This window comes from Sphingomonas sp. AOB5 (genome assembly GCF_029433115.1).
GTDB lineage: Bacteria > Pseudomonadota > Alphaproteobacteria > Sphingomonadales > Sphingomonadaceae > Sphingomonas.
Genome location: NZ_JARNTV010000010.1, coordinates 45109 through 71713 on the forward strand (window position 1 = coordinate 45109; position 26605 = coordinate 71713).

Consider the following 26605-nt stretch of genomic DNA (forward strand, 5'->3'; position numbering starts at 1 on the left):
AATTTCCCCGCCGTCGCTCATTCCGCGGCTTCCTCGATCGGCGGCATGTTGTGCCCCAGCAGCCGCAACACTTCCTCGGCCGCCGCGACAAGGTTCGTGCCCGGCCCGAAGATCGCCTGCACCCCCGCCTCACGCAGGAACTCGTAATCCTGCGCCGGGATCACGCCGCCTGCGATCACCTTGATATCCGCGCGGCCGGCATCCTGCAGCTCGCGGATCAGCTCGGGGATCAATGTCTTGTGCCCTGCGGCGAGCGACGAGGCGCCGACCACGTCGACATCCTTCTCCAACGCCAGCGCCGCACTTTCGGCAGGCGTCTGGAACAGCGGCCCCGGCACCACTTCGAAGCCGAGATCGCCGAATGCGGACGAGACCAGATTGGCACCCCGGTCATGCCCGTCCTGCCCCATCTTGGCGACCAGCATGCGCGGCTTACGGCCAAGGCGGCGCTCGGTCGCGGCCACGCCGTCCTTCAACCGCGCCCAGCGGAGATCGTCGGCATAGGCGCCGCCATAGATGCCCTTCACCGGCGTCGGCACGGTCGCGTGGCGTCCGAAGCCCGCTTCCATCGCCGCGCTGATCTCGCCGAGCGTCGCACGCTTGCGGGCGCATTCCACCGCGAGTTCGAGCAAATTCTCGCTGCCCGCCGCGCCGTTCTGCAGCGCCATCAGGGCAGACTGGCACGCGGCTTCGTCACGGTTCGCGCGGACCTGCTTGATCCGCGCGATCTGCGCCTCGCGTACCGCGACGTTATCGACGTCGAGGATGTCGATCGGGTCTTCGCCGTCCTTGCGGTACTTGTTGACCCCGACGATCACCTGCTCGCCACGGTCGATCCTTGCGGCGGTGGCGGCTGCGGCGCTCTCGATCATCGCCTTGGGCCAGCCTGCCGCCACAGCCTTCGCCATGCCGCCCTCGGCCTCGACCCGCTCGATGATCTCCCACGCCTTGTCGACCAGTTCCTGGGTCAGCGCCTCGATATAATAGGAGCCGCCAAGTGGATCGACGACCTTGGTCATCCCCGTCTCTTCCTGGATCACGATCTGCGTATTGCGCGCGATCCGGGCGGAGAAATCGGTGGGCAGCGCGATGGCTTCGTCCAGCGCGTTGGTGTGCAGGCTCTGCGTCCCGCCCAGCATCGCGGCCATCGCCTCGATCGTGGTGCGCATGACGTTGTTGTACGGATCCTGCTCGGTCAGCGACACGCCGCTGGTCTGGCAATGCGTGCGCAGCATCTTGCTGCGCTCGTCCTGCGCGCCCAGCTGGGTCATCACCCGATGCCACAGCACGCGCGCCGCGCGCAGCTTCGCGATCTCCATGAAGAAGTTCATGCCGATCGCGAAAAAGAAGCTCAGCCGCCCGGCGAACTTGTCGATATCGAGCCCGCTGGCGACGCCGTATTTCACATATTCCATGCCGTCGGCGATGGTGAAGGCCAGCTCCTGGACCTGCGTCGCCCCGGCTTCCTGCATGTGATAGCCGCTGATCGAGATGCTGTTGAACTTCGGCATCTCGCGGCTGGTATAGCCGAAGATGTCCGAGATGATCCGCATGCTCGGCTCGGGCGGGTAGATGTAGGTGTTGCGGACCATGAACTCCTTGAGGATGTCGTTCTGGATGGTCCCGTCGAGCAGCTTGCGGTCGACCCCCTGCTCCTCGCCCGCGACGATGAAGAAGGCGAGGATCGGGATCACCGCGCCGTTCATCGTCATGCTGACCGACATCTGATCGAGCGGAATCCCGTCGAACAGGATCTTCATGTCCTCGATCGTGTCGATCGCCACGCCCGCCTTGCCGACATCGCCGGTGACGCGCGGATGATCGCTGTCATAGCCGCGATGGGTGGCCAGATCGAAAGCGACGCTCAGACCCTTCTGACCCGCCGCGAGGTTGCGGCGGTAGAAGGCGTTGGATTCCTCGGCGGTCGAAAAGCCCGCATATTGCCGGATCGTCCAGGGCCGCCCGGCATACATCGACGCGCGCACCCCGCGCGTGAACGGCGCGAAGCCCGGCAGGCCGGGATCGATCCCCGCCACGTCCTCAGCGGTGTAGAGCGGCTTGACGTCGATCCCCTCCGGCGTGCGCCAGATGAGGTCCTTGCCCTTCACTTCCTTGGACGCGGCGGCGGACCATTGGTCGAGGGTGGGTTTGTTAGCCACGGGTCACCCCCACTCCGTTCGTTTCGAGCGAAGTCGAGAAACGGAGATTGAAGGACAGGCTTCTCGACTTCGCTCGAGGCGAACGGAAGTTAGTGCGCATCTTTCGGCGTCTCCATGATCTCGGTCAGCACCCCGCCCATGTCCTTCGGATGCACAAAGAAGATCAGCGTCCCATGCGCACCGATCCGCGGCTCGCCCAGCACCTTGGCGCCCTTGCCCTCGAACCACGCCTTCGCCGCATGGATATCGGGCACTTCGTAGCAAAGGTGATGCTGCCCCCCCGCCGGATTCTTCGCCAGAAACCCATGGATCGGCGACGCCTCGCCCAGCGGCTCGATCAGCTCGATCTGGCTGTTCGGCGTATCCACAAAGCAAACCTTCACCCCCTGCGCCGGCAGGTCGAACGGCTCGGTGATCACCGAGGCGCCCATCACGTCGCGATAGAAGGCGATGGAGTCCGCGATCGAAGGCGTCGCCACGCCGACATGGTTGAGCCGTCCGAGTTTCATCAAACCAGCTCCACCGCCATCGCCGTCGCTTCGCCACCGCCGATGCACAAGGCCGCAATCCCGCGCTTGCCGCCGGTCTTCTGCAACGCCGCGATCAGCGTCGCCAGAATACGTGCGCCCGACGCGCCGATCGGATGGCCCATCGCGGTCGCGCCGCCATGGATGTTCACCTTGTCGTGCGGGATGCCCAGATCGTGCATCGCGAACATGGTGACGCAGGCGAACGCCTCGTTGATCTCGAACAGGTCGACCTCACCGACGCTCCAGCCGGTCTTGTCCAGCACCTTCTGGATCGCGCCCACCGGCGCGGTGGTGAACTGCGCGGGCAGCTTCGCATGGCCGGCATGCGCGACGATGGTCGCCACCGGCTTCAGCCCTTTGGCCGCAGCCACCGAAGCGCGCGCCAGCACCAGAGCCGCCGCGCCATCCGAGATCGACGAGGCGTTGGCCGCGGTGATCGTGCCGTCCTTGGTGAAGGCCGGGCGCAGCGTCGGGATCTTCGACGGATCGCCCTTCAGCGGCTGCTCGTCCTTGTCGACCGTCTCGACGCCCTTGCGAGTCTTCACCTGCACGGCGACGATCTCGCCATCGAATGCGCCCGATGCCTGCGCCTTCTGCGCACGGGTCAGCGACTCGATCGCATAATCGTCCTGCGCCTGACGGGTCAGCTGATACTCACCCGCCGTCGCCTCGGCGAACACGCCCATCGCCTTGCCCGGCTCATAGGCATCCTCAAGGCCGTCGAGCATCATGTGATCGTACACCGTGTCATGCCCGATCCGCGCGCCCGCGCGATGTTTCTTCGACAGATACGGCGCGTTCGACATGCTCTCCATGCCGCCCGAGACGATGATGTCCGCGCTCCCCGCCAGAATTGCATCGGCGGCCATCATCGTGGCCTTCATGCCGCTGCCGCACATCTTGTTGACGGTGGTCGCCTCGACATGATCTGGAAGACCCGCACCACGCGCGGCCTGCCGCGCCGGGGCTTGGCCGAGGCCGGCCGGAAGAACACAACCCATATAGCAGCGCTCGACATCGGCGCCGTCCACGCCCGCGCGCGCCACCGCTGCCTTCACCGCCGCAGCGCCCAGCTCGGTCGCGGTCGCGCCCGACAGGCTGCCCTGAAAGCTGCCCATCGGGGTGCGGGCAAAAGAGAGGATGACGACGGGATCGGTCATATCAAGGTTCCATCAGATCAAGGCAAAGCGGGAAAGGCCGCTCAGGACCAGGATCGTCCCGGTCCCGGCAAGCAGCACGAAAATCGTCCAGAAGCGCACCGGATCGCGACGGCGCTGCGGCGAGCCGCGCTTCGCCAGCGCCATGACGGCAAAGGCGATGGCGGCCAGACCCGCGAGCATCCCGCCGGCATCACGCGGCCCGCCCTGACCACCCTGCAGATGCTGCATCCACGATACCGCGCCGACCGCGATCAACACGATCGCGGCCACCAGCATCAGCACGCCGTTCGACATGGGCTTCGACGGTGCGCTCATCCGCGCATCCCGGGATCAAAGCGGAATATTGTCATGCTTCTTCCACGGATTTTCGAGCTTCTTGTTGCGAAGCTTGCGAAGCCCCAGCGCGATCCGGCGGCGGGTGGAATGCGGCATGATCACTTCGTCCACGAAACCCTTGCTCGCCGCCACGAACGGGTTGGCGAAGCGCGCTTCGTACTCCGCAGTCCGCTCGGCGATCTCCTCGGGCGTCTTGCCGCGGAAGATGATCTCCACCGCGCCCTTCGCGCCCATCACCGCGATCTCGGCGGTCGGCCACGCATAGTTGAGATCGCCGCGCAGATGCTTTGAGCTCATCACGTCATACGCGCCGCCATAGGCCTTGCGGGTGATGACGGTGATCTTGGGCACGGTCGCTTCGGCATAGGCGAACAGCAATTTCGCACCATGCTTGATGATGCCGCTATGTTCCTGCCCCACGCCCGGCAGGAAGCCCGGCACGTCGACAAAGGTGACGATCGGAATCTCGAACGCGTCGCAGAAGCGCACGAAGCGCGCCGCCTTCTTCGACGAGTTGATGTCGAGGCACCCCGCCAGCACCATCGGCTGGTTCGCCACCACGCCCACCGTGCGGCCCTCGATCCGGCCGAAACCGATGATGATGTTCGCCGCATGCGCCGGCTGCAGCTCGAAGAAATCGCCTTCGTCCAACGTCTTCCGGATCAGCTCGTGCATGTCGTAGGGCTGGTTGGCGCTGGGCGGAATCAGCGTGTCGAGACTGTCCTCGATGCGGTCCCACGGATCGTGGCACGGCCGCTCGGGCGGCTTTTCGCGGTTCGATGCGGGCAGGAAGTCGATGAAATCGCGCGCCGCCAGCAGCGTCTCGATATCATTCTCCAACGCGAGGTCCGCGACCGAGGATTTGGTGGTGTGCGTCACCGCGCCGCCCAGTTCCTCCTGCGTCACCACTTCGTTGGTGACGGTCTTCACCACGTCCGGCCCGGTGACGAACATGTAGCTGCTGTCCTTCACCATGAAGATGAAGTCGGTCATCGCAGGCGAATAGACCGCGCCGCCCGCGCACGGCCCCATGATCAGGCTCAGCTGCGGCACCACGCCGCTGGCCAGCACGTTGCGCTGGAACACTTCGGCATAGCCCGCGAGCGAAGCCACGCCCTCCTGAATGCGCGCGCCGCCGCTGTCGTTCATGCCGATCACCGGCGCGCCAACCTTCATCGCCATGTCCATGATCTTGCAGATCTTCTGGGCATGTCGCTCGGACAGCGATCCGCCGAACACGGTGAAATCCTGGCTGAACACGAAGACGAGGCGGCCGTTGACCGTGCCGCTGCCAGTCACCACGCCATCGCCCGGCACCACTTGATCCGGCATGCCGAAATCGACGCAGTTATGCTCGACATACATGTCCAGCTCCTCGAACGATCCTTCGTCGAGAAACACTTCGATCCGCTCGCGCGCGGTCAGCTTGCCCTTGCTATGCTGGGCCGCGACGCGCTTCTCGCCGCCACCGGCGCGTGCCGCCTCGCGGCGCCGTTCGAGTTCCTGGATCGTCGAGGACAAGGGCATCTCTCCGCTGAGTGGCTGAAGCCCGTTCCATATGTCACATCGCGGCGCAACTGTGATGTTGCAAAGTTGTGGGGGATAGGTTTGCAAACTATAGCGGACGCATGACCCGCCGCATCTTCGCCGGACATCTGGTCCGCGAACTCCGCACCCGCCTGGCACTCCCGCAGGCGGAAATGGCCGCGCGCCTGCGCATCTCCGTCAGCTATCTCTCGCAGATCGAGAATGGCGACCGCCCGATCACCCCTGCCGTCCTCACCGCGCTGGGCGAGGCCTTCCCTACGGACTGGGCCACCATCGATCCGCAGGAGGAAACCTCGCTGCTGATCGAGGGCATGGACGCAGCCTCCGATCCCAGCGTCCCGGAAGGCGCGCTCGCGCAGGAGATCGTCCAGCGTGGCGTGAAGCAACAGCCATTGCTCGTCCGTCGAATGGTCGCGCTGCACGGGGCCTATCGCCGCTCGCAGGACCAACTCCGCGTGCTCGACGACCGGTTCGAGACCGGCGAGGCCCGCCTGCCATGGGACGAGGTGCGCGACTGGTTCCACACCGAGCGCAACTATGTCGATCCCATCGACCGCGAAGCCGAACGCATCGCCGACGAACTCGCCGAAGGCCCCCGCGGCATCGAACAGCGGCTGCGCGAGCGCCACGGCGTCACCATCGCCAGCGGCGAACGCCTCCGCGATTACGACCCCGAAACCCGCACGCTGCGCCTCGATCCGTCCCAGGCGCCCGAGACGAACCTGTTCAGCCTCGCCCACCAGCTCGCCCGGCTGGAGTTCGCCGACCTGATCCGCGACATCGCGCATAGCGGGATCGACACGCCCGCAGGCCGCGAGTTGCTGTCCGCCGGCCTCGCCAACTATGCCGCCAGCGCGCTCGTCATGCCCTATGGCCGCTTCCGCGTCGCCGCACGCGAAATGCGCCACGATATCGATCGCCTGCGCCAGCGCTTCGGCGCCAGCTTCGAACAGGCCTGCCACCGCCTCTCCACCCTTCAGCGGCCGGGTGCGGCGGGCATCCCCTTCTTCTTCTGCCGCGTCGACATGGCGGGCAACATCACCAAGCGCCATTCGGCCACCCGCTTGCAATTCGCCCGCTTCGGCGGCGCCTGCCCGCTCTGGGTGGTGCATGAGGCAGTGGCGATCCCGGACCGCATCCTCGTCCAGCTCGCCGAGACGCCCGATGGCGTCCGCTACGTCTCGATGGCCAAGGGGCTGGTGAAACCCTCGGGCAGCTATACCCGCCCGCCGCGCCGCTACGCCGTCGCGCTGGGCTGCGAGGAAAGCCACGCGCCCGACTTCATCTATGCCGATGGCCTGCGGACCGACGGCATCGCCACGCCGATCGGCACCAGCTGCCGCATCTGCCCCCGCCACGACTGCGACCAGCGCGCCTTCCCGCCCGCCGGCAGCGAAATCCGTATCGATGCCGATGCGCGCGGCGCGGTGCCGTACGGGTTTCGGTGAATCAAATCCTCCCCCGCCAGGGGGAGGTGTCAGCGCAGCTGACGGAGGGGGAGGATTCCAGAACGAGTGTTGAAGAGTCCTCCCCCTCCGTCGCCTTCGGCGCCACCTCCCCCTGGCGGGGGAGGATTTGATTCAGCCCGCCAGTTCCTTCAGCAGCACACCCGTATCCGCCAGCGTGGCAGGATCGGGCGACAGCCCCTCCACCACCAGCTTTTTCCCCTGCACATAATCCTTGGCCATGTTCACGCAGTCGAGCGCGATCACCTTCCCGCCCTTCAGGTAGATCACCGAAAAGCTCCGCGCCGCCGGATCGCCGCGCACGACGATCTGATCGTACCCGATCGAAAGCCCCACGGTCTGAAGCTTAAGGTCGTACTGGTTCGACCAGAACCACGGCACCGCGTCATATGCGACTTCCTGCCCCAGGATCGTCTTCACCGCGACGGTCGCCTGGTCGTTGGCGTTCTGCACCGATTCCAGCCGGATATCGGCCCCATCGGCAAAGCGGTTCGCATGGTGTGCGCAATCGCCCACCGCATAGATATCGGGCAGCGAGGTGCGGCACTGGCCGTCCACCGCGACGCCATTGCCACCCGTCGCACCCGCATCGATCAGCGGCTGCACCGCGGGGACGATGCCGATGCCCACGATCACCATGTCGGCGGGCACGACGCTGCCATCGGCCAGCTTCACGCCGGTCACCTTGTCCTCACCCTCGATACAGGCGACCTGCACGCCCAGCCGCACGTCCACGCCATGCGCGCGATGCTCGGCTTCGTAGAAGCGCGACAGCGGCTCGCCCGCAACCCGCGCCAGCACCCGGTCGAGCGCTTCCAGCACGGTCACATGCTTGCCGAACTTGGTCAGCACCGCGGCCGCTTCCAGCCCGATATAGCCGCCGCCGATCACCACCACCTTCTGCACGCCGTCCAGTTCGGACAGCATCAGGTCGGCGTCGGCCCGCGTGCGCACGGTATGGATACCGGTCAGATGATGCCCGCCGCACGGCAGCTCGCGCGGCTTGCCGCCCGTCGCCCAGATCAGCGATCCGTATCCGATCGTCTCGCCGCCATCGGTGGTGACGGTCTTGGCCGCAGGATCGACGCTCACGACGCGCTTGCCCAGCAGCATCGTCACCTGCCGCTCTTCCCAGAAGGCAGCGGGCCGGATCAGGATCCGCTCGAACACCTTCTCGCCCGAGAAATATTCCTTCGACAGCGGCGGGCGCTCGTACGGGATTTCCGGCTCGTCGCCGATCATCGCCACGCTGCCCTCGAACTTGTTCTGGCGCAGCGCGATCCCCGCCTGTGCGCCCGCATGGCCGGCACCCACGATCAACACGTCATAATGGCTCATTTGCCGGTGAACTCCGCCTTGCGCTTCTGGAGGAAGGCCATGACGCCCTCCGCGAAATCGCTCGTCCCCGATGCGATCTTCTGGTGCACCGCCTCGACTTCCAGCGTCTCGGTCAGCGTGCCCGTCAGCGCCGACGCGACCTGTTTGCGGATCAGCCCCAGCGCCACCGTGGGCATGCCGGCCAGCTTGCGGGCATAGCCCATCGCGGTTTCGAACAGCGCCTCGTCCTCGGCCACCGCGGTCACGAGTCCGGCCTCGAGCGCATCGTCGGCCGTCATCCGCTCGCCCAGCAGCGCCATTTCCAGCACCTTGGCCCGGCCTGCCGCCTTGGCGATCAGCCAGGTCGATCCGGCATCGGGCACCAGCCCGATATTGGCGAAGGCCAGCAGCAGATAGGATGATTTCGCCGCCACGATGATGTCGCCCGAAAGCGCGATCGCCGCACCGGCACCGGCCGCCGCGCCGTTGATCGCGTTGACGACCGGGATCGGCAACGCGGCGAAGGTCTCGGCCACCGGATTGTAATGATCGCGCAGCGCATCGCCCAGCTGGCGCTTCTCCGGCGGCGCCGTCATCGCCGCGGCCAGATCGGCGCCCGAGCAGAAGGCCCGGCCCTCGCCGGTCAGCAACACCGCGCGCGCGCCTTCATCGACGGCGCGGCGCAGGGACGCCGCGATCAGGTCGAGCATTTCCGGGGTGAGCGCGTTCAGCCGGTCCGGCCGGTTCAACCGCAGCACGGCGACCTGCCCGTCCATTTCGAACAACACCGATGGCGCTTCGCTCATCCCGTCTCTCCTCGCTTTGGGAATCGCAGCTAGTCCGCCCTGCCCGGCACGGCAAGCCAGCCGATTTTCCGCGCCGCTAAAGCTGCCGTTTCCCTCTTGGTCATCCGCAAAGAATTGGCCTTACCACTTGACTTGATCGTCTGGCCAAAACATCGTCCGCCCGGCCGCGAGTGACAGCGGTAGCAGGAGGGATGAAGATGGTTTCGAAGCTCGCCGGTGCGTTCGCCGCCTTGTTGCTGACCGCGGGCGCTCAGGCCGTCGCGATCCCCACGGCTCAGGCCGCTCCCGCAAAGCTGCCCGCCCGCGCCGAGATCCTCGCCTCGATGGAGCGCATGGCCGACTGGCAGCTCGCCCATCTCGACAATATCTCCTCCTATATCCCCCTCGCCCGCCCCAGCCTCAGCAATCCCCGCGACTGGCAGCAGGCAACCTTCTGGGTTGCGCTGACCAATGTCGCCGATCGCTCGAAGTCGCCACGCTATCGCGACGCGATCCTCGCCATGGGTCGCGCGCAAAACTGGCAGCTCGGCGGCCGCGTCTTCCATGCCGACGATCACCTGATCGGCTGGACCTGGCTCTGGGCCTCTCGCAACGGCGCCGGACCCGAGGCGCTGGCGCCGATGAAGGCCCGGTTCGAACAGATCCTCGCCGCCCCGCCCGTCAGCTCGCTCGAATTCATCAACCCGACCAGCGGCGATCCGGAATGCACCATCCGCTGGTGCTGGTGCGACGCTTTGTTCATGGCCCCGCCCACGCTCTACGCGCTCCAGAAGGAGACCGGCGACAAGCGCTACGGCGATTTCGCGCACAAGGAATATGTCGCCGCGACCGACTATCTCTACGACAGGTCGGACCATCTCTATTATCGCGACAGCCGCTTCTTCACCCAGCGCGGCGCCCATGGTGAAAAGCTGTACTGGTCGCGCGGAAACGGCTGGGTGATCTCGGGCCTCGCCCGGCTGATCCCGGTGCTCGACAAGAAGGATCCGCGCCGCCCCTATTATATCGCGCTCTACAAGCAGATGGCAGCCAAGCTGCTGACGCTCCAGCGCGAGAACGGCTATTGGGCACCCTCACTGCTCGGCGATCTCAAGACCGCGCAGGATGAATCGAGCGGCACCGGCTTCTTCGTCCACGCACTCGCCTGGGGCGTGAAGGAAGGCTACCTCCCCCGCGCGCAATATATGCCCGCCATCACCAAGGGTTGGGCCGCACTCAACCGCGCGATCCAGCCCGACGGCCGGCTCGGCTGGGTGCAGCAGGTCAGTTACATGCCCGATGCCGTCGCCGCGGCGGACACGCAATTCTATGGCGTGGGCGCCTATCTGCTCGCCGGTTCGGCGGTGTACGATCTGGCAGACCGCAAGTGATGCGCCGCGCGCTCCTTCTCGCCCCGCTTCTGCTGCTCGCCGCGCAGGACGCGCCGGAGCCGGTCGCACAGGCCACGCTCAACGTCCGTCAGGCCGATGGCAGCTACAAGCTGGTCGAGCGGATCGACGTGCCCGCCGATCACAAGATCCATGACGGGCTGATCGCCTTCGAAGGCCCCGGCTGGGAGTCCGACCGCGTCGCCTACCGCCTCTATCTCGACGAGCGCAACGTGCCGGATATCTACGGCAAGAAGCTCCCCGCCCCGATCCTGCCGCGCATCGGCATGGGCAAGGACGATTATCACACGATGGCCGACTGGGGCATGGATCTGTTCCAGGTCAACAAGACCCTCGGCATGGGCGGCATCGGCGTGATGCGTGAGGGCAAGGTGACCCAGCTCGGGCCGTCGACGATCCGCGCACAGGTGTTCAACAAGACAGACCGGGCCTCGGTCGCCGTGATCAATGACGGGTTCAGCGGCAATGGCGGGCGCCCTGCCCGGCTGATGACCAATTATTCGATCCGGCCGGGGTCACGCGTGACCGAAGTGATGGCGATGGTCCTGAAGGACGCACCGCCGATGGTCGCGGGCCTGACCGTGCACCCCGGTGTCGAAAAGCTGGCCTCGAACGGCCCCGGCTGGCGCTACATCGCCACCTGGGGGAAACAGAGCCTTGCCGGCGACGAACTGGGCATCGCGCTATTCTATCCCGCCGCCAACGTGGCCGAGACCGGCGAGAATAGCGGCACCTATTTCGTCCGCTTCTGCAACGCCCTGCTGATCCGCTACGCCTTCGCCGCCGCATGGGTGCAGGAACCGGGCGCACCGAAGGATATCGCCAGCTTCCGCACCTGGCTGGAAGCGACCGCGGCCGAACTTGGCGAGAACGACAAGGTATCGGCCTCGCTGGGCTGCAAAAACTAAATCCTCCCCCCGAGGGGGAGGTGGCAGGCGCAGCCTGACGGAGGGGGAGCGCCGCAAGCGGGATAGCTTGGGGTATCCCCCTCCACCGCTTCGCGGTCCCAGGCCCCTATTTCGGCACGTCCAGATCGCTCGGCGCACTGCCAGCCTTCATGTACCGCCGCAGTTCCACCCCGTCCGCCAGCGGATAGCCGCCATCCGGCCAGGCCCGCCGCGCCCGGCGCAGCAGTTCGTCCAGTTCGCCCGCATCCGGCCGGATCTCCTTGTGCGGCCACTGGTCCAGCCGCCCGCGATAGGCCGCCAGGAAATCGGTGGTCCGCTTTAGGCTCTTGCCGCCGCCGTCATAGCTCCACAGGTCGACGCCGACGCACGACCCCATCTCCGCCACGTCATAGGCCGCGAGCAGCGCATAGATCGAGTAGTGGAAGCTCCGCGTGCGGATCAGCTCGCGCGGCAGGCTGCCGTCCACGGTGAACTGGTCCGCGATCCGCCGCTTGGGGAATGCCTCGACCACCTTCCTGGTCAGGTCCGGCCGCCGCGCGAACAGTGCGAACTGCACCACCTGCGCATCGAACCACATCGCATGGTTGTTCTTCGCCGTGTCCTCGGCCTTGCCGTTGCGGCTCTTGTACATCCAGTCGAGATAGTCGCTGAACCACTTCTCGAGCCCCGCCTGCTCCTCGGGCTTCAGAACGTTCGTCGGGCCGATCAGCCCGATCGTCTCGATCACCCGCGCCAGCCGCGTGGTGTCGATGATCCCCTCGGCGCGCCCGTCCTCGCGGCCCGGCACTGCCTGCCCGAAGTTCATGTTCGGGTTCATCCTGGTCCGCGGATCGAGGAACCAGATCTTGACCAGAAACGCCGCGCGCTGGGCGTACCGGACATTGCCCGAGAAATAATATGCCAGCCCCAGCGTCTCGACGTCCGCGCTCATCGATTCCAGATCGGCGAGGTCATACTTGTCGCTCGACCGGTCCGGATTGATCTCGCCATCGCGGCGAATGTACGGCAACCCGTCCGGCTTGGTCTTGTCCGGCCACCAGTACGGGCCGACGCTCAGATAATCGTGCCGGTCACCCGAGGGCGGGATCGTGCGCTTGTCGACCACCATGTACGGCCCGCGCGTCAGCGCCGCATTCGCCTTGCCGATCAGCGCGGTATAGGCCGCGCCCACCGCCGGATCACTGTCCTTCGCGGCCTTCAGCCGCTCCATCGTGTCCGGCTGCAAGAAAAAGGTCCTGCGTCCGCCGAACGCGGCGGAATATCCGTCCGCGCCCATGCAGACTGGCTGCTGAACTAGGGGGCCAGGGGAGGCTATCCCGGATTGTGTCACAGCCACTGGCGCAAGCGCCATCAGGACAAGGGAAGTCGAAACCAGAGCAAATCGGCGCATGCGCATATCCCCTCGCGCCCCGTCAGAACCGGAACCGCGCGCCGAAATAATATTGCGGCCCGCTCTCGCTCACCTCGGCGATGCTGTCGTACCCACCCTTGTAGAACACGTCCTTGGTGTTGGTGACGTTGAGCACCTGGAACTTCAGCTGGATGTTCTTGGTGATGTCATACTGGGCCGACAGGTTGAGATAGCCGGCATCCTGCACGCTGCGGTTGGTGCCGCCATTCGGCTTGTAATAGTGCGAGCGGTAGCGATAGGCGGCGCGAACCGAGAAGCCGCTCTTCTCCCAATAGACCGTGCCGCTGGCGACGTACTTGGACAGGCCGATCAGGTTGCTCGGCTCCATATAGGCGATCAGCGTCGACGTATCGGGATACTGGAAGTTCGCGAAGGCGACGTTCAGCGAGCCCTGCACGCCGAACCCGTCGAGCGGCGCGGGCAGCCAGTTGAACGCATGGCTGCCGGTCAGCTCGATGCCGTACAGACGCCGCGTCTCCGGATCGTTCGAAGGCGCGATCAGGTTGATGTTGTAATCGCGGTTGGTCGGGGTGCCGCCATCCACAACGGTGGTGACGTTGATCGTCGTCGGGATCGCTTCCGAACGCGAGATCACCGTGCCGACCAGCCATTTGTGATACAGCGCGACCGAGAACAAAGTGTCGCGCGAGAGGTAGAATTCGAAGCTGGCGTCCGCATTCCAGCCGCGCAGCGGCTTCAGCCCCGGATTGCCGCTGGTCGCGTTGAACACGATATTGTCGGCGTCGGTGCCCGCGGTCGGGTTCAGGTTGATGCCCGCGCCAAAGCTCTCGATCGGCGAACGCGACAGGGCGCGATAACCGGCCAGGCGCACCTTGAACTTCGGGGTGACCTCGAACGACACGTTCAGGCTGGGCAGCCAATATTCATAGCTGCTGGTCAACACATCGGTGCGGATCGCCCCAGTCGGGTCGGCGGCGACGGTGTAGTTGTCCGCCGCGGTATCGATCGTCACGCGGAACGGCAGGCGGTAACCGACCGAGCGGATATCGGTACGGACATAGCGCACGCCGGCATTGCCGCTGAAGTGCGTGGCGCCCAGATCGCCCTGGAAATTGGCCATGACGTAGCCGGCCTTGATCCGCTCGCGGACATTGATGTCGCCCGGATCGCGTGTCTCGGTCGGCAGGGCCAATGCGCTGTCGCTGCCGGTGAAGGTGCGGAACAGGCAGGCATTGTCGAACGTCGCCCAGTTGGTGACGTTGGTGTTGGTCGATCCGAAATAGCTCTTGGTCGGGAAGGCCGTGCGGCAATCCGTGTTCGCCTTGGCGATGATCTGCGCCGGGGTCATCCCGCCATAGCCGACGATAGTGTTCAGATCGGTGTTGGCGTTGCCGTCCAGCGTGCGGGTATGCTCGGAGAAGCGCCCGCCGGCCTTGATCGAGGTGATGAAGCTGTTCTCGAAATCATATTGCGCGTCGACGCGGCCGGCATAGATGTCGTCCTCGCGGTCGGTCACGAAGCGATTGCGCGCATAGACGGCGTTGGCGGCTGACGCGTTGAAGTTCGCCGGATTGGTGATGTCGAAATTGTTGAAGGTGACGATCGGCACGTCGGGGCTGTTCGAATAATCGAGCGTGTAGCCGACGCGGGTGGTCGAGCGCATGCGCGTGGCGCGCTGCGTCTCGGTGCGGTGCGATTTCGAGAAGGAGCCGTCGGCGGTGATGAAGAACTGGCCGGAACGCCAGGTCACCGTGGCGCCGCCGCCATAATATTCCTCGTCGCGCTCGCGCAGCTCGAGCTGGTTCTCGAGGTTGGAGTTGCCCGAGAATTTGATCAGCGCGCCATCCGAATAGCCGTTGCTGCCGTCGCCGACGATCTCGGGACGCAGGCCGCGCAGGCCCTCGGCAATCGCGAAGACGTTGCGCTCCTCGGTCGATTCACGCTTCGAATATTGACCGTCGAACGCGATATCGAGCGTCTCGGTCGGCCGCCATTGCAGCGTGCCCATCACCGCGTTGCGCAGTTCGCGGGTGCGCTGCTGGCGGAAGCTGCGCGACTGGGTGGCGTAATAGGTATCGCCAATCGTCTCGCCAATGCCGGTGCGGGGCGCCGCGCCAACCTGGCAGTTGGAATTGGCTCCCGCGGCGTTGAGCACCGCGGTCGTGCCCGTCACCAGCGTGCCGTTGGTCGCATAGGTGTTGCACGGCACGAACACCGCATTGCCGTTGTAGTAATCCTCCGGCGCGGCGACGTCCTGCCGCTGCACGCCGATCGAAATGCCGATATCGCCGATCCCGGTGCGGAACTGGTCGACATAGGAAAGGTTCGCGCGATAGCCGAGGCCGTCGCGGCCGATGATGTCGTCGTCCTTGGGCAGGAACGACCCACGGAACTCGCCCTGGATGCGGCGCTTGCCATATTCCAGCGGGCGCAGCGAACGCAGCTCGATCACGCCGCCGATGCCGCCTTCGAGGAAGTCCGCGCGCTGCGTCTTGTAGACCAGCACGCCGTTGACCAGTTCCGACGGGAACTGCTGGAACGCGACCGAACGATCCGGCCCCGCGGTCGAGACTTCGCGGCCGTTGAAGGTCGAGAAGCTCAGCGTCGGCCCCAGGCCACGCACCGAAAGCTCGTTGGCATTGCCCTTGAAACGGTCGGCCGAAACGCCGGTGATGCGCTCCAGCGTGTCGCCCACGCTGTTATCGGGCAGCGCGCCGATCTCGTCATTGACGATACCGTCCAGCACCACGTCCGCATTGCGCTTCACGTCGATCGAGTTGCGCTGCGTCGCGCGCGCACCGGTGACGACGATGGCTTCGTCCTCCTGAACCGCGGGCGTCTCGTCCTGCGCATCCTGGGCCCAGGCGGGCATCGCGGCGCAAGCGGTGGCGAGAAGCAGACCCTTAAGTGCAGTGCGGCCGGCAGCGGCAAAACGACGTTCAGACATTCCAATCCCCCTGAAGGTAAGTTCGCCCGTTACCGGGTCTTGCGATTTTGGTAAGGCCAATATGTTACCGGTGTCAACCCAATTGTCCTGATCGACCCTGCCGGGCCGGGCAAATCAAGGGCTTTCAGCGATAGGTGAGGGTCCAGCTGATGGTCAGCGGACGGTCGAGGCGCATCGCCCCGCGGCTGCACGCGACGCGAGTCGCGAACGCCCCGCTCGGCGCCCGGTATTTGGGATCCGATACCGGCGCGGCGGTGCAGTCCCCTGCCCCGGATGCGCTGAACCCGGTGACGTCGCCCGACGCGAAACGAATGTCATTCCCCATAGCGGAAGCGCCCGAGGAGAAGCTGGCGAACTCCATATCAATCGCCTTCAGCGTGATCGGCCGGGGTGCGCTGTAGCGGTCGGTTCGCGTGATCTTTCCCGGCGAAAATTCGTAGCGCGTCTCCACCGTCAGCCGCGCGTCCTGCTCGGCATCGGGCTTGCCCATGCGGTCCATCGCCGTCATTCGATAGGTGACGATACTGGTCTGGCCACTGGTCCGGTAGGTCACGTCACGGAACCATGCCAGCGGCATCAGCACGCTGCCATCGGCCAAGGTGAAGCGCGGCACGAGGTGCGGATATTGTGCGTCCGCCGATCCCGAAAGCATCCCCGCGGAATAGGGCACCGGGAAATAGGGGCTGTGCATATGCTGCCCCACCGCCCCGTTGATCAGCGGCAGCCCGATCACATGCCCGCGGTCGCGGATCGTCAGCAGCGCGCGGTCATGCTCGCCTTTCGCGAACCATGTGAAGGTCGATTTGGGCAGCGTATTCAGCCAGCCGGCATAGCCCGGCGCAGTCGCCCTGCCCTTATATCCCAGCTCGTTCCAGATCGCGTTGGTATAGATATATTGCCGCGCAAGGCTCAGATTCTCGCCCAGGATCCGGTGCTTGCCGCGATAGGCGTCGGTGCGTCGCCCGCCGTCCCACAGATTGACCGAACCGGTCGTGCGATCGAGCCAGAAATCGGCATAGCGCGCCGCGATCCGGCTCGACCAGGCATAGGCCATGTCGCGCTCGTCATCGCTCAGCACGCCAAGTTTCGCCGCGGCGGTCAGCACTTCCAGCATCGCGGTCTCGCCATAGGCGCCGATGCTGCGGCCATATTCCCAGCCCTCGCCGGTCATGTTCGCGCGCAACAGCATCAGCTCGGCCGAACGGCGCAGCCATGCCTTGACCTCGGGCGTCGGCGTCATGCCAGTCTCGATGAAATGCTGCGCGATCTCGCCGATCAGCAGCACCGAGTAACGGTCGAACCGGCCATCGCCCTCGGTCTCATCGGCGAAGCCGAACTCGCCCGAATAGGTGCGATAATGATCGAGCATCTTCGCCAGCAGCGCCTCGCTGCCGCTCGCATCTTCCCACCCTAGCAGGAAGCGCAACCGCGCCACGCTGAACGCCACGCCGTAATAATTATTGGGCAAATTGATCAGCTTGAGCGTCGCCGGATCGACGAAGCGCCGCCAGTCGAGTTGCACCTTCAGCTTCGCCAGCGTCTGCGGCCGCACCGCCGGATCGAGCAGCCCGGCTTCCTTCAGCGAATGCAGCGCCGAGATGTAGTAATAGATGCCCCAGCTGTCGTTGGTATCGCCCAGCGTCATGTCGGCAATGTCGCGATAGCCCGCCAGATAGGTGGCGAAGCGCGGATCGGTGCGCGGCGTGTCGAGCAGCAGATAGGATAGCCCCACCGCGATCTTGCCCGGCAGGAACTTGTCGCCGCTGCCGAACACACCCTGCCCGTCGATCTTCAGCTCACGCCGGTCGCGCAGCAGCTGGTGGAGCAGCCCCTCGAGTTGCGGGATCAGCCGCCCCTCGATGGTCGCGTTCATCGGCGGGGGCGAGACATAGGCGCTGCCATGCGGCCCCATGTCGAATATCTGCGCGGCCGCCATCGGCGCGCCGCCAAGCAAGGTAGCGCTAAAAACACCGGCGCACAGAAACGCTTTCAGGCTGCGACTCCGCAACTGGCCTCTCCCATTTTGGTCAGGCCAATTAGTCTTACCTGTTGTCCCGGGTCAAGCGGCCCCGATGTTGAGCCGGCGCGAAACCTTGTCGCGACGCGCGTCGATCTCGTTACGCGCGCGCTCCATCGCTTCCAGTTCGGTCGCTTCCAGCAGGTCGTCTACCACGGTGCGCAGATGCGCCCGCATCGCGTTGCGCGCCGCCTCGGGATCGCGGGCGCGCAGCGCCTCCACCATCGGGCGATGCTCCTCGATTCGCGGCGTGATGCCGCCCTTCTTCGCCCGAGCGAAGATGTTGGCACTCAGCGGCGATTTGGCGCGCAGCTCCCACAGATATTCCACCACGCCGCGGATCGCCGCATTGTCGGTCGCGGAAGCAATGGCGAGGTGGAAACGGCGGTCGGCGTCCATCACCGCAGCCTCGTCGTCCTGGCCCATTTCCTCCAGGATTCCCTGCAACTCCGCCAGTTGCTCGTCGCTGATCGTCACCGCGGCCAGCGCGATCGCCTCGCCTTCGAACAGGATGCGCGCCTCGGTCAGGTCGAACGCGCCGATATCATATTCCAGCGCGTCCTCGGGCCGGCCGGGGCCATGGTCGCGCCGCGTGACATACAGACCGGAGCCGTGCCGCGCCTCGATCCAGCCGCGCATTTCCAGCGCGATCATCGCCTCGCGGATGGTCGGACGGCTGACCTTATACTCCTCGGCCAGGTCGCGCTCGCCGGGCAGGCGCGTTCCCGGCGACCAGCGCCCATCCTCGATCGATTCCGCGATCGACGCCGCGACCTTCTGATAGAGCTTGTTGCCGGTGATTTTCATATGTGACTGTTTCCCACATCTCGCCGGTTGACACAATCAGGCCGGACAGCCGATATTGGTCTGACCACTCCCGGGGAATGCTGCCTTGCCAACCATCACTTCCGCCCGCGTCATCGTGACGTGCCCAGGCAGAAACTTCATCACGCTGAAGATCGAGACCGACCAGGGCGTGTACGGTGTCGGCGACGCGACTCTCAACGGGCGCGAGCTGGCGGTGGCCAGCTATCTGACGGACCATGTGATTCCCTGCCTGATCGGCCGCGACGCACACCGGATCGAGGATATCTGGCAGTATCTCTACAAGGGCGCTTACTGGCGCCGCGGCCCGGTCACCATGTCGGCCATCGCTGCGGTCGACATGGCCCTGTGGGACATCAAGGGCAAGCTCGCGGGCCTGCCCGTCTATCAGCTTTTGGGCGGCGCCAGCCGCGAAGGCTGCATGGTTTATGGTCATGCCAATGGTAGCGATATCTCCGAAACCATCGAGCGCGCGCAGGAATATCTGGAATTCGGCTACAAGGCCGTCCGCCTGCAATCGGGCGTGCCCGGCCTGAAGGCCACCTACGGCGTGTCGGGCGAGCGCTTCTATTACGAGCCGGCCAAGGGCAATCTGCCCGACGAGACCTGCTGGTCCACCTCCAAATATCTCCGCTCGGTCCCCGAACTCTTCCAGAAGGGCCGCGACGCGCTGGGCTGGGATCTGCACCTGCTCCATGACGTCCATCATCGCTGCACCCCGATCGAGGCTGCGCGGCTGGGCAAGGATCTCGAACCCTATCGCCTGTTCTGGCTCGAGGACGCCACCCCCGCCGAGGATCAGGCCGCCTTCCGCCTGATCCGTCAGCACACCACGACGCCTCTCGCGGTGGGCGAGATCTTCAACTCGATCTGGGACTGCAAGCAGCTGATCGAGGAACAACTGATCGACTATATCCGCGCCACCGTGGTCCATGCCGGCGGCATCACCCATCTGCGCCGCATCGCGGGCCTTGCCGACCTGTATCAGGTCCGCACCGGCTGCCACGGCGCGACCGACCTGTCGCCGGTCTCGATGGCCGCCGCGCTGCATTTCGGCATCTCGGTCCCGAATTTCGGCATCCAGGAATATATGCGCCACACGCCGGAAACCGACGCGGTGTTCCCGCACGCCTATTCGTTCCAGGACGGCCTGATGCACCCCGGCGACAAGCCCGGCCTTGGCGTCGACATCGACGAGAAACTGGCCGCGGGGTACGAATATAACCGCGCGTACCTGCCGGTGAACCGGCTCGAGGACGGGACGATGTTCAACTGGTGAGGGTTAATTGAAACTGGCCTGAAAGCTCGTCGGCGTCAGCGACACATGTGCATCGAGCGGCGGGCATATTTCGAATGCTCGTGGCTCGCGCGCGAAGTTCCATAGCCGCACGAGTCGCCATTTCTCCCGGTGACTGTCCGCCACGGCGAGTTCATTGCGAGTGATGTGGAAGGGAGTTCGTTCCCAGCCATTCGTGGTCTTCACTTCGATCAGCCGCGCGCGACCATTGGGGTCGAAACTCGCAATGTCATAACCCGCGCCGTCACCATCGAGGTCGGCCACCCAGCGGACGCGCTCGGCAAGGTCCGGCCGGCCAGCATTAGCAAGCGACACGCGTTCATGCGCCAATACCCGCTGCTCACCCGCACGGCCCAACGCGCGATTACGCGCGTCTCGCTCGGCGACATCGTATTTGCGCGCGATCGCCATCATTTGCTCTAGCTCGTCAGGCGGCGGAAGGTTGCTATGCGTCGGCGGTGGCCCGATCCACAGCGCAGTCTCCTCGCGAACTCGCGATAAGGCCGGTGCCAAGGCCATTCGAGTAACCGGAGACAGCCATTCAGGGTGCCTCGCCAGCCATCGAGCGACCGCGTCGGCCAAGGATCCCTGATAGTTGAACGCTGGCTTGTAGCCTGGAATCCAAACCTCTCCCAGGCCCTTCAGCACTGCGCTGATATTCTGATGTTTATACTCGATTGAGCCGCGCTGGCGATCAATGATCAGCTGCAACTGCCGATTATGCTCGGCCTTGTTGTACGGTATCCCGGCTTCATCATCGGCAAGCATCGCGAAATAATCGGCGACGACCGCATCGTTCTGCTCGTCGCTCCAATCGCTGTCAGCCATTCGGGAAAGCTAGGATGAAACTTCGATGCTGTCACGTTCAGCTGGAGCGGGTGAAGGGAATCGAACCCTCGTCGTAAGCTTGGGAAGCTTCTGCTCTGCCATTGAGCTACACCCGCTTGGCGCGTGACGGCCCAGTGGCACGGTCATGCCCGGCTGGTCAACAGTCCGGCTCAGTGCGCCACGGCTTCCCTCTCCCGTGCGCCCATCACCAGTAGCCACAAGCAGCTCCCGATCTCCCCCAGCGTCGCGGGCATCGACACGTAGCCGATGAACGGCAACTCGCTGTACCCGGGCACCAGCAGCCTGCCGAAGAAAGCGATCAGATAGCCGAAGCATCCCGCCATCAGCAGCACGCCCAGCACACGCGGGATCGCCGCGGAGCGGACCACCAGCCAGCCGAACGGCAGCAGCCACAGGCCCCACAAGATCTTCGAGGCGAAGATCCCGTTCCAGTAATGCTCCAGCGCCACCATCACCTGAAGGTTCACGTCCGCGGCCGAAAGCCCGCGCAACGAAGCCTCCTCGCCCAGCAGCGACAATATATCGATCCGGTGGACCAGATTGCCGAACGACATCGGCACGCTCGCCACCGCCAGCGCGACCATCAGCGCCGCCGCGGTCCGCCCATACGGGGCCAGCAACCGGTACAGCGCCAGCGGCAGGATCAGGAACGCGGTGTAGCAAAGATAGCCCGCCGCGATGCCCAGCCGGAATAGCGTCTCGTGCTCGCGGATCGCAGCCACCACCGTCGCCGGATCGTCGCTCGCCTCGATCACCGACGGCACCCAGGCCAGGCTGAAGATGCCCGTCGCCACCACGATCAGATAGAGCAGACCCGCAATCCGCGCCGTCGCAGCGTTCGAAGCCATCATGCCCTCCATGCCTCAGCCGGAGGATCATGGCATATGTGTATTATTCAATCAATACACTAGCGGACGACCACCCCGCCCTTCATCACGAACGAGACCCGCTCCAGCACCCGGATATCGCTCAGCGGATCGCCCTTCACCGCGACCAGATCGGCATAGCGGCCCACCGCCACTGCGCCGACATCGCCTTCCCAGCGCAGCAGTTGCGCCGCCACTACCGTGGCCGACTGGATCGCCTGCATCGGCGTCATGCCGTAACGGACCATGTAGGCGAACTGCATCGCATTCTGGCCATGCGGATAGACGCCGGCATCGGTGCCGTAGGCGATCTTCACCCCGGCCTTCAGCGCCGCGGTGAAGCCGGTGCGCTGCAATTCGGTCGTCTCCAGATTCTTGCGCAGATATTCGGCGGGCCAGCCCTTCGCGCGGCCCTCCTTGTCGATGTAATCGCCGTTATAGATATCCATCACCAGCCACACGCCCTGCGACTTGGCCAGCGCGATCCCCTCGGCATCGATCAGCGAGGCATGCTCGATCGATCGCACGCCGGACCGGATCGCAGCGATAATCGCCTTGGCGCCATGGGCGTGGGCGGTCGCATAGCCGCCATTCTCACGCGCTTCGGCCACCGCCGCGCGCATCTCGGCTTCGGAAAGCTCCAGCCGCCCCGGCTCGCTGCCCATCGCCAGCACTGCGCCCGATGCGATCAGCTTGATCGAATCCACCCGCTTCTGGAACAGGAAGCGCACCCGCTCGCGGGCTTCTTCGGGGGACCGGATAACGCCCAGCCGCATGTCGAACGGGATTGGCACATCGGGCGCGAAGCCGGTGATGTCGCCGCCGCCACCCGGCACGGTGATATAGGCGCCGACCACATTCATCCGCGGTCCCGGAGTCCAGCCCATGTTGATCGCATCACGCAACGCCACATCGGTCAGCCCGCGATAGCAGCCCACGTCATGCACCGTGGTGAAGCCCGCGCGCAGCGTCGCCTGCGCATTATAGACGCCGACCAGCGCTGCCTCGGCCTGCGTCTTCATCAGCACGCCGCCCATGTCGAAGCCCGCGAAATCGGCCAGATGCGTGTGCATGTCGATCAGGCCCGGCATCACCGTATAGCCCGACCAGTCCTCCACCGGCCCGTCGGTGGGTGCGCCGGTCCATGGCCCGATGCCCGCGATCCGCTCGCCATCGATGCGGATCAACTGGTCGGTCAGCACCCGTCCCGCGATCACGTCGATCAGCTTGCCCGCGCGGACATAGCGGATCTCCGCCGCCGCGGCCGGCATCGCCAGCGACAGGCAGACACAAAAGGCGATCCAGCGAAACACTTCACGCATTGCCATTCCCCCACGGCCTCGCCTAACTTTACGCTCGTTCAACAAGGAGACAAGGCATGGCGCATCGCGGGTTCGGGGCTTTCCTCGCAGTGGCGCTCGCCACCGGCTTCGCAGGCGTCGCGCATGCGCAAAAGCCTGCCTACGAAGCGCCCATCCCGCCGGGCAAATATCCGCAGGCCGAGGCACAGGCGGTCGAGCTGCTGAAGCGCGGCATCGGCTTCCGCACCGTGATCGGCGAAGGCAACCAGACCTTCGAATATGCGACATATCTGAAGGGCGTGCTGGTCGAAGCCGGCTTCTCCGCGGATGACATCATCGTCGAACGCGTCGGCGACACCGCCTTCCTCGTCGCGCGTTACCGCGGCACGGCTAAGGACAATCTCAAGCCGATCTATATCTCCGGCCATATGGACGTGGTCGAGGCCAAGCCCGCCGATTGGGATCGCGATCCGTTCACTGCGGTGATCGAGAAGGGCTATATCTGGGGCCGCGGCGCCAGCGACATGAAGTACGACCTCTCGACGATGGTCGCCACGCTGATCCAGCTGCGCCGCGAAGGGTTCAAGCCGCGCCGCGACATCATCCTGCTCCTCTCGGGCGACGAGGAGACGACGATGAAGACCACCGCGATCCTCGCCGAGCGCTATCACGATGCCGAGCTGCTGCTGAACATCGATGGCGGCGGCGGCGAGCTGGACGAAGCCGGCAAGCCGGTCGTGTTCGGCGTGCAGGGCGCGGAAAAGACCTATGCCGATTTCGAGCTGACCTTCACCAATCCCGGCGGGCACAGCTCGGCCCCGCGCAAGGCCAATGCGATCTATTCGCTCGCCCGCGCGCTCGACAAGATCGCCGCGTACGAATTCCCCGCCCAGATCAACGAGATCACCCGCGCCAGCCTGACCGCGGCGGCCGCCAATGCCGATCCGAAAATGGCCGAGGCGATGCGCCGCTACGTCGCCAATCCCGAAGACAAGGAAGCGGCGGCCGTGCTGCGCGCCGAACCCTCCTATATCGGCCAGACCGGCACCACCTGCGTCGCGACGATGATCACCGCGGGCCACGCCCCCAACGCCCTGCCCCAGCGCGCAGTGGCGACGGTCAATTGCCGCATCTTCCCGGGCGTCAAGGTCGCCGATGTGCAAGCAACGCTCACGCAGGTCGTCGGCGATCCCGAGATGAAGATCCACGAGATCGACAGCGGCGCACTGGCCAGCGACGCCTCGCCGCTCCGCCCGGATCTGATGAAGCTGGTGACCAAGGCGGTCCATGTCCGCTTCCCCGGCGTGCCGATCGTCCCGGTCATGTCGGCAGGCGCGACGGACTCAATGCACTTCCGTGCACGCGGCGTGCCCAGCTATGGCATCAGCCCGATCTTCATGAAGAACAGCGACGCCTTCGCCCACGGCCTGAACGAACGCACCCCGCTGAGCGAGATCGCCCCGTCGATCGTGTTCTACCGGACGGTGCTGATGGAACTGGCGAAGTAGGGCGCTTAAACCCTCTTTCCTTCCCCAGCGAAGGCTGGGGCCCAGTTGCAGAGGTGGCAATAACGGAGGGCGAACCTCTCCAACTCCGACATCGCAACTGGACCCCAGCCTTCGCTGGGGAGGTGCTGTTATGAGGGCGCGAGCACGCCCCCGATCCACTTCTCCGCAATCCCGCTGGCCTCTTCCGCGCTGAAGGTCCCCGGCGCCAGGCAAAGCTCCAGCCACAACCCGTCGACCAGCGCGGTGATCCCCACCGCGCCCAGCCGCACGTCGCCCGCGGGCATCCCGCATTCGGTCAGCAGCGCCTCCAGCCCCGCGCGATACCCGGCATAGATCTCGCCGTGCAGCCGCTCCATATCCGGCTTGGCCTTCACCAGACTCCAGAATGCGATCCAGGTCGCCAACAGCTTCGGATCGGCGATCGGTGCGCGGAAGCTGGCGGTGACATAGGCGATCAGCCGCGCCCGCGGATCCGCCCCGGCCGCTGCCACCGCCTCGGCCAGCGCTTCGTCCACCTGCGCATCGGTCCAGGCATAGGTCTCGGCGATCAGAGCATCGATGCCGTCGAAATAATGCCGCAACAGCCCCGGCGATACGCCAGCCTCGGCGCAGATCGTCCGCACCGAAGCCCCCGCCGCGCCACGCTCGGCCAGCACCCGCGCCGCCGCTTCGATCAGGCTCTGCCGGCGCGCATCGGGTTCGGCTCGGGTATAGCTTCGGGTGGCCATTACGGGCACCTTAGCCCCTCGCCTTGTCGAAGTCAGGCTTTTCCGTTATACGATCGTACAACAACCATAAGGACCGCCGATGGCGCACAGCTTCGCCGATGCCAGCACCGATCCGGACGACGGTCTCAGCCTGCCCGGCTGGCTCTATACCGACCCGGAATATTATCAGGTCGAGTTGGATCGCGTCATCCGCCCCTCATGGCAGATCGTCTGCCACCAAAGCGATATCGCCAATCCCGGCGACTATCACACGCTCGACTATATCGGCGAGAGCGTGATCGCGATCCGCCAGCAGGATGGATCGATCAAGGGCTTCACCAATGTCTGCCGCCACCGCGCGATGCGGCTGGTGGAAGGACCTGTCGGCTGCGCGAAGAAGCTCGTCTGCCCCTACCACGCCTGGACCTATGACGCCGACGGCCGCCTGACCGGGGTGCCGTCCAAGTCCGATTACGTTGGCCTCGACACCAGCAAGCACGGCCTCGCTCCCGTGGACATCGAGATCTGGCGCGGCTTCGTCTTCGTCCGGCTAGAGGATCGCGGCGGGCCTTCGGTCGCCGAGATGATGGCCCCCTATGACCATGAAGTCGCGCCCTACCGCTTCGAGGACATGCGCACGATCAGCCCGGTCCGCCTGCGCGAGCGCGACGTGAACTGGAAGAATGTCGGCGACAATTATTCCGACGGCCTGCACATCCCGGTCGCGCATCCGGGGCTGACGCGCCTGTTCGGCAAGAGCTATGCGATCGAGGCCCAGCCCTGGGTCGACAAGATGTCCGGCCTGCTCGCCGACAGCCCGCGCTCGAACTTCTGGGAGGGCGTCTATCAGAAGCACCTCCCCCGCGCGCCGCATTTGCCCGACGAGAACCAGCGGCTCTGGCTCTATTACAAGCTGTGGCCCAACCAGGCGTTCGACATCTATTCGGACCAGATCGACTTCATGCAATGGCTGCCGATCAGCCCCACCGAATGCGTGCTGCGCGAAATGGCTTTCGCGCTCCCCGATGACCGCCGCGAAATGAAGCTGGTCCGCTACGCCAACTGGCGGATCAACCGCATGGTCAATGCCGAGGACACCTGGCTGATCACCAATGTGCAAAAGGGCATGGCGAGCAAGAGCTACACCGTCGGCCCGCTCGGCCAGAGCGAAGTCTGCCTGCGCAGCTTCGCGCGCAAGATCCGCGGGCTGATCCCCGAGGCAAGGCAGCACACGCCGCCGCCTGCGGGATGGTCACGACGGCCGAGATCCGCCACCTGAACCTACCCACCGTTCGTGT

General features: G+C 65.2%; 21 protein-coding genes and 1 tRNA gene. 6 read left to right on the plus strand and 16 right to left on the minus strand.

The window, feature by feature from the left end; genetic code table 11:
• Positions 1-17: 17 nt before the first annotated feature.
• From scpA to P1X14_RS06725, 5 genes are all read right to left on the minus strand, one after another.
• Positions 18-2159, minus strand: coding sequence for a methylmalonyl-CoA mutase (gene scpA / locus P1X14_RS06705; protein WP_277314550.1), 2142 nt, complete (start codon positions 2157-2159; stop codon positions 18-20).
• Positions 2160-2248: 89 nt separating this feature from the next.
• A complete protein-coding gene (mce, locus tag P1X14_RS06710) occupies positions 2249-2668 on the minus strand; it encodes a methylmalonyl-CoA epimerase (RefSeq protein WP_277314551.1) in 420 nt (139 codons plus the stop codon).
• Positions 2668-3849 (minus strand): acetyl-CoA C-acyltransferase, encoded by a 1182-nt coding sequence (locus P1X14_RS06715; RefSeq protein ID WP_277314552.1) that lies wholly within the window; start codon positions 3847-3849, stop codon positions 2668-2670. Before P1X14_RS06715 ends, mce begins: the two co-directional genes overlap by 1 nt.
• A 12-nt stretch (positions 3850-3861) precedes the next feature.
• Complete coding sequence (locus P1X14_RS06720) at positions 3862-4164, minus strand: hypothetical protein (protein ID WP_277314553.1); 303 nt, start codon at positions 4162-4164, stop codon at positions 3862-3864.
• A 15-nt stretch (positions 4165-4179) separates the two neighbouring features.
• Positions 4180-5712, minus strand: coding sequence for an acyl-CoA carboxylase subunit beta (locus tag P1X14_RS06725; protein ID WP_277314554.1), 1533 nt, complete (start codon positions 5710-5712; stop codon positions 4180-4182).
• Between the two features lie 101 nt (positions 5713-5813).
• Here P1X14_RS06725 and P1X14_RS06730 point away from each other — a divergent pair, with 101 nt between their 5' ends.
• Positions 5814-7181: an XRE family transcriptional regulator gene (locus tag P1X14_RS06730; protein ID WP_277314555.1), complete on the plus strand. Its 1368-nt coding sequence runs from the start codon at positions 5814-5816 to the stop codon at positions 7179-7181.
• Between the two features lie 132 nt (positions 7182-7313).
• On the opposite strand, the gene P1X14_RS06735 is transcribed toward P1X14_RS06730, so the two are convergent.
• Together P1X14_RS06735 and P1X14_RS06740 are read right to left on the minus strand one after the other, a co-directional pair.
• Positions 7314-8537: an FAD-dependent oxidoreductase gene (locus tag P1X14_RS06735; protein ID WP_277314556.1), complete on the minus strand. Its 1224-nt coding sequence runs from the start codon at positions 8535-8537 to the stop codon at positions 7314-7316.
• On the minus strand, positions 8534-9322 hold the full coding sequence (locus tag P1X14_RS06740; protein WP_277314557.1) for an enoyl-CoA hydratase-related protein: 789 nt from the start codon (positions 9320-9322) through the stop codon (positions 8534-8536). The genes P1X14_RS06735 and P1X14_RS06740 overlap by 4 nt, the downstream gene beginning before the upstream one ends.
• 197 nt (positions 9323-9519) lie before the next feature.
• Here P1X14_RS06740 and P1X14_RS06745 point away from each other — a divergent pair, with 197 nt between their 5' ends.
• Both P1X14_RS06745 and P1X14_RS06750 read left to right on the plus strand, forming a co-directional pair.
• A complete protein-coding gene (locus P1X14_RS06745; RefSeq protein ID WP_277314558.1) occupies positions 9520-10692 on the plus strand; it encodes a glycoside hydrolase family 88 protein in 1173 nt (390 codons plus the stop codon).
• Positions 10692-11618: a DUF4861 family protein gene (locus tag P1X14_RS06750; protein ID WP_277314559.1), complete on the plus strand. Its 927-nt coding sequence runs from the start codon at positions 10692-10694 to the stop codon at positions 11616-11618. Before P1X14_RS06745 ends, P1X14_RS06750 begins: the two co-directional genes overlap by 1 nt.
• Positions 11619-11724: 106 nt before the next feature.
• On the opposite strand, the gene P1X14_RS06755 is transcribed toward P1X14_RS06750, so the two are convergent.
• From P1X14_RS06755 to P1X14_RS06770, 4 genes are all read right to left on the minus strand, one after another.
• Positions 11725-12843, minus strand: a complete 1119-nt coding sequence (locus P1X14_RS06755) for an alginate lyase family protein (RefSeq protein WP_277314560.1) — start codon at positions 12841-12843, stop codon at positions 11725-11727.
• A gap of 187 nt (positions 12844-13030) precedes the next feature.
• Positions 13031-15937: a TonB-dependent receptor gene (locus P1X14_RS06760; protein WP_277314562.1), complete on the minus strand. Its 2907-nt coding sequence runs from the start codon at positions 15935-15937 to the stop codon at positions 13031-13033.
• A 124-nt stretch (positions 15938-16061) separates the two neighbouring features.
• Entirely contained in the window at positions 16062-17873 is a 1812-nt protein-coding gene (locus tag P1X14_RS06765; RefSeq protein ID WP_277314563.1) for a hypothetical protein, read from the minus strand.
• A gap of 123 nt (positions 17874-17996) precedes the next feature.
• Complete coding sequence (locus P1X14_RS06770; protein ID WP_277314564.1) at positions 17997-18761, minus strand: FadR/GntR family transcriptional regulator; 765 nt, start codon at positions 18759-18761, stop codon at positions 17997-17999.
• Positions 18762-18846: 85 nt separating this feature from the next.
• On the opposite strand from P1X14_RS06770, the gene manD reads away from it, so the two are divergent.
• Positions 18847-20058 carry a D-mannonate dehydratase ManD gene (gene manD / locus P1X14_RS06775; protein WP_277314565.1) on the plus strand — a complete coding sequence of 404 codons (1212 nt, stop codon included), beginning with the start codon at positions 18847-18849 and terminating at the stop codon, positions 20056-20058.
• A gap of 3 nt (positions 20059-20061) precedes the next feature.
• On the opposite strand, the gene P1X14_RS06780 is transcribed toward manD, so the two are convergent.
• The 4 genes from P1X14_RS06780 to P1X14_RS06795 form a co-directional block, all read right to left on the minus strand.
• Positions 20062-20904: a DUF3883 domain-containing protein gene (locus tag P1X14_RS06780; RefSeq protein ID WP_277314566.1), complete on the minus strand. Its 843-nt coding sequence runs from the start codon at positions 20902-20904 to the stop codon at positions 20062-20064.
• Between the two features lie 42 nt (positions 20905-20946).
• Positions 20947-21020, minus strand: a tRNA-Gly gene (locus P1X14_RS06785).
• 54 nt (positions 21021-21074) lie between these two features.
• Positions 21075-21773 (minus strand): DUF4386 domain-containing protein, encoded by a 699-nt coding sequence (locus P1X14_RS06790; RefSeq protein ID WP_277314567.1) that lies wholly within the window; start codon positions 21771-21773, stop codon positions 21075-21077.
• 59 nt (positions 21774-21832) lie between these two features.
• A complete protein-coding gene (locus P1X14_RS06795; protein ID WP_277314569.1) occupies positions 21833-23113 on the minus strand; it encodes an amidohydrolase family protein in 1281 nt (426 codons plus the stop codon).
• Positions 23114-23169: 56 nt separating this feature from the next.
• Here P1X14_RS06795 and P1X14_RS06800 point away from each other — a divergent pair, with 56 nt between their 5' ends.
• Positions 23170-24600 carry a M20/M25/M40 family metallo-hydrolase gene (locus P1X14_RS06800; RefSeq protein WP_277314570.1) on the plus strand — a complete coding sequence of 477 codons (1431 nt, stop codon included), beginning with the start codon at positions 23170-23172 and terminating at the stop codon, positions 24598-24600.
• A 128-nt stretch (positions 24601-24728) separates the two neighbouring features.
• On the opposite strand, the gene P1X14_RS06805 is transcribed toward P1X14_RS06800, so the two are convergent.
• On the minus strand, positions 24729-25328 hold the full coding sequence (locus tag P1X14_RS06805; RefSeq protein WP_277314571.1) for a TetR family transcriptional regulator C-terminal domain-containing protein: 600 nt from the start codon (positions 25326-25328) through the stop codon (positions 24729-24731).
• Positions 25329-25407: 79 nt separating this feature from the next.
• On the opposite strand from P1X14_RS06805, the gene P1X14_RS06810 reads away from it, so the two are divergent.
• Positions 25408-26586, plus strand: a complete 1179-nt coding sequence (locus P1X14_RS06810; protein ID WP_277314572.1) for an aromatic ring-hydroxylating dioxygenase subunit alpha — start codon at positions 25408-25410, stop codon at positions 26584-26586.
• Positions 26587-26605: the final 19 nt, after the last annotated feature.

What these genes read in the sequence shown, in the direction of transcription:
- P1X14_RS06720 (WP_277314553.1), bottom strand. Translation starts at nt 4,164, where the DNA reads ATGAGCGCACCGTCGAAGCCCATGTCGAACGGCGTGCTGATGCTGGTG.
- P1X14_RS06765 (WP_277314563.1), bottom strand. Translation starts at nt 17,873, where the DNA reads ATGGCGGCCGCGCAGATATTCGACATGGGGCCGCATGGCAGCGCCTAT.
- mce (WP_277314551.1), bottom strand. Translation starts at nt 2,668, where the DNA reads ATGAAACTCGGACGGCTCAACCATGTCGGCGTGGCGACGCCTTCGATC.
- P1X14_RS06740 (WP_277314557.1), bottom strand. Translation starts at nt 9,322, where the DNA reads ATGAGCGAAGCGCCATCGGTGTTGTTCGAAATGGACGGGCAGGTCGCC.
- P1X14_RS06725 (WP_277314554.1), bottom strand. Translation starts at nt 5,712, where the DNA reads ATGCCCTTGTCCTCGACGATCCAGGAACTCGAACGGCGCCGCGAGGCG.
- P1X14_RS06715 (WP_277314552.1), bottom strand. Translation starts at nt 3,849, where the DNA reads ATGACCGATCCCGTCGTCATCCTCTCTTTTGCCCGCACCCCGATGGGC.
- P1X14_RS06730 (WP_277314555.1), top strand. Translation starts at nt 5,814, where the DNA reads ATGACCCGCCGCATCTTCGCCGGACATCTGGTCCGCGAACTCCGCACC.
- P1X14_RS06770 (WP_277314564.1), bottom strand. Translation starts at nt 18,761, where the DNA reads ATGAAAATCACCGGCAACAAGCTCTATCAGAAGGTCGCGGCGTCGATC.
- P1X14_RS06760 (WP_277314562.1), bottom strand. Translation starts at nt 15,937, where the DNA reads ATGTCTGAACGTCGTTTTGCCGCTGCCGGCCGCACTGCACTTAAGGGT.
- P1X14_RS06790 (WP_277314567.1), bottom strand. Translation starts at nt 21,773, where the DNA reads ATGGCTTCGAACGCTGCGACGGCGCGGATTGCGGGTCTGCTCTATCTG.
- P1X14_RS06810 (WP_277314572.1), top strand. Translation starts at nt 25,408, where the DNA reads ATGGCGCACAGCTTCGCCGATGCCAGCACCGATCCGGACGACGGTCTC.
- P1X14_RS06780 (WP_277314566.1), bottom strand. Translation starts at nt 20,904, where the DNA reads ATGGCTGACAGCGATTGGAGCGACGAGCAGAACGATGCGGTCGTCGCC.
- P1X14_RS06800 (WP_277314570.1), top strand. Translation starts at nt 23,170, where the DNA reads ATGGCGCATCGCGGGTTCGGGGCTTTCCTCGCAGTGGCGCTCGCCACC.
- P1X14_RS06750 (WP_277314559.1), top strand. Translation starts at nt 10,692, where the DNA reads ATGCGCCGCGCGCTCCTTCTCGCCCCGCTTCTGCTGCTCGCCGCGCAG.
- P1X14_RS06735 (WP_277314556.1), bottom strand. Translation starts at nt 8,537, where the DNA reads ATGAGCCATTATGACGTGTTGATCGTGGGTGCCGGCCATGCGGGCGCA.
- P1X14_RS06795 (WP_277314569.1), bottom strand. Translation starts at nt 23,113, where the DNA reads ATGCGTGAAGTGTTTCGCTGGATCGCCTTTTGTGTCTGCCTGTCGCTG.
- P1X14_RS06745 (WP_277314558.1), top strand. Translation starts at nt 9,520, where the DNA reads ATGGTTTCGAAGCTCGCCGGTGCGTTCGCCGCCTTGTTGCTGACCGCG.
- P1X14_RS06805 (WP_277314571.1), bottom strand. Translation starts at nt 25,328, where the DNA reads ATGGCCACCCGAAGCTATACCCGAGCCGAACCCGATGCGCGCCGGCAG.